The organism is Rectinema subterraneum, from assembly GCA_009768935.1.
GTDB classification, from domain to species: Bacteria; Spirochaetota; Spirochaetia; order Treponematales; family Rectinemataceae; genus Rectinema; species Rectinema subterraneum.
This window is the reverse complement of the sequence record WESA01000105.1, coordinates 1-2,312: the sequence shown is the minus strand read 5'-3', so window position 1 is coordinate 2,312 and position 2,312 is coordinate 1. Positions and strand designations below refer to the sequence as shown.

The following is a 2,312-nucleotide window of genomic DNA, read 5'->3' as shown; positions in this document are numbered from 1 at the left end:
CCGGGCGGCGCCCTTGTCATGAAAATTTTTCAGGGCGGTGAAGAAAAACGCCTTATCGCCGAGCTCAAAAAGCACTTTGTGCAGCCGCGCGCCTTCAAGCCCGAGGCCTGCCGCGCCGAGTCGTTCGAGATCTACTTGGTGGCGACGGGATTTTCTGAAAATAAATAGGCGATCACACTTCCATCTGCCGTACGCGCTCCATGAGGGCCTCATGCGCCGGCATCGTCTTCAAAAATTCGACAAAATGGTCATCTGAAGCAAGCTTCGCGATCTGCGCGAGGATCTGCAGATGTCTCGTCTCATCGGAGGCAAGCACGAGAAATAGCGTATGTACAGGCTGCTCATCGGGAGCCTTCCACTCGACTGGCGCGAAAAGATACGCCACATAGACCACATCCGTTTTCAGGCTTTCGCTTCCGAACTTGCGCACATGCGGAATCGCGATACCATTGCCTATCGCGGTGCTCATCACCTCTTCACGCGACATCAGCGCGTCGAGGAGCGCATCTCGATCTAGCCCCTCTGGAAGCGGCACCCCCTGCACGAGCTGAGCGAGGGCGTGCGGCATATCGATGGGGTCGACTAGATAGAAAGTGTATTCAATATTGATGCTTTGCATTAATTCAAATAGTATCCTCAGGATTTGCTGTGTGCAATCAGCATTTTACTGTATGGTAAATTTGAAAGAATTATATTCTCCACTGCTCGTAGAGACATCTATCTGAGCCTGTGCCGGCTTCTTAATCGGGTACGGGCCAATGAAAACGAGATAATATGTATATTCCCCTGAATATAGTGTAAGTGTATCAGTTGGCAAGACAATTTTCTTTATTAAGCTGACTTTCTTCGCATAGCTCGTAAGCGACGCCTTTTCTGTCCGCGTCACAAATTGATCCCAATAGGCAATCAGCTGTTCTGGATAATACGCTTCAATGTAATTCTTTTCTTTATCTTGCATGATGCTGTCAATTTTTATGGTACGCGTCTGATCTATGGAAATATCTATCTGAAATACAATAAATTCGTTGACCTTTCCCTTCAAGAGAGATCCTGGTTCAATAAATGGGTTCGCATCTCTGTTGGAACGAATAGCTAGAATTTCTCTTTCATCCAATTTGTGGATATTTACTGAATAAGCTGCCGGAAGTTCTTTAGGCTGCGATACGCAAGAGCCAACCAGCCCCAACACAATAAGGATAATTACCACCTTCGCGGATGTAATGTAGAACTGGCGCTTCATGGATAATTCTCCTAGAAAATATTTTAAATATCATAGAATAAAATTAAAATAAAAGAAAGCTGGCCAAGCTATTGCTTGACCAGCTTGAGCATTTGTAATTCAGCCTAGATTAGAAGTTGAATACAAAACTGCTGCCAACTGTAAACGTCTTGGTATTGTCATAGCTGGCATAGGTCTTCACAGAACTCTTCGAATTCAGCGTGTAGTTCACATAAGGATTGATACTCCAAGTCTTATCGGAAGCATAGGTGAATGACGCATAAAGTTCAACATTGCCCATTGTGTAGTCGACTTCAGGGGATACCGACCAACCAAACGGAGTTCCGAAAGTCTGATCGATGTAAGCGCCGACCGAAAGATCACCCATGGCATAGGAAAGATACTGATCCATATAAAGGGTAGTAGAGACCTTGGTCAGATCAGTAACTTTTGCTTCAAGAATAGCGGTAAGATCTTTTACAGCAGTGACATTGACTGAGCCGTAGAGAGCATTCGCAGCAGTACCGAGGTTGAGGTTGACAAGGAAGTCAGCTAAACCGGAAGCAGAATACTTTCCAGCAATGCTCATATCTTTGAAAGTGTTGGCCGGGGTTGCTCCAGCGGCAACGAGAGGAACGAACACACCGAAGTTGAGACCGGCAACCGGTTTCAACTGAACCTGAACACCAGTCTGGCCATCGAAGTTTCCAAAGGCATTGTATGGGGTTGCCCATGTATAATCGTTGAGCTTACCAGCTTTAAAAGTCACCATCTTGTTGAAAAGGTTTCCCCACACGAGAGCCTGGCCGACTGTCGGAGCAGTCGCAGAATCATTGCTTTGATAGCGGAAATTCACGCCGAAGTCACCATTGGTGTAAGCAGCGTTGAGTCTCAGTCTGGAAGTCTGGCCTGCATAGGCGCCATAGAGCTTCACAAGATCGGTTCCGGTATCATACTGGAAACCAGTGTTGAGATATCCGCTGAAAGTCAGAGCCGGTGCAGCAGCCTGCGCGAACACGGCACCGACCATAGCCAATGCGAGAAGCAAAACGATTAGCTTCTTCATGTCTAATCCTCCTTGAAAAGTAGATTG

Annotated in this window: 4 protein-coding genes; 1 reads left to right on the top strand and 3 read right to left on the bottom strand. The window is 46.7% G+C overall.

The genetic code is table 11. The annotated features are described in order from the left end of the window. The coding region (locus GAP13_RS13355) for an SAM-dependent methyltransferase (protein ID WP_371710087.1) at positions 1-168 on the top strand (168 nt) is incomplete at its 5' end. A 4-nt stretch (positions 169-172) separates the two neighbouring features. On the opposite strand, the gene GAP13_RS12965 is transcribed toward GAP13_RS13355, so the two are convergent. The 3 genes from GAP13_RS12965 to GAP13_RS12955 form a co-directional block, all read right to left on the bottom strand. Then, entirely contained in the window at positions 173-619 is a 447-nt protein-coding gene (locus GAP13_RS12965) for a PTS sugar transporter subunit IIA (RefSeq protein ID WP_158908710.1), read from the bottom strand. A gap of 45 nt (positions 620-664) precedes the next feature. Then, a complete protein-coding gene (locus GAP13_RS12960; RefSeq protein WP_158908709.1) occupies positions 665-1,240 on the bottom strand; it encodes a hypothetical protein in 576 nt (191 codons plus the stop codon). Positions 1,241-1,349: 109 nt separating this feature from the next. After that, the gene (locus tag GAP13_RS12955) at positions 1,350-2,285 is read right to left on the bottom strand and encodes a hypothetical protein (protein ID WP_158908708.1); all 936 of its coding nucleotides are present in this window, start codon (positions 2,283-2,285) and stop codon (positions 1,350-1,352) included. Between the last annotated feature and the right edge of the window lie 27 nt (positions 2,286-2,312).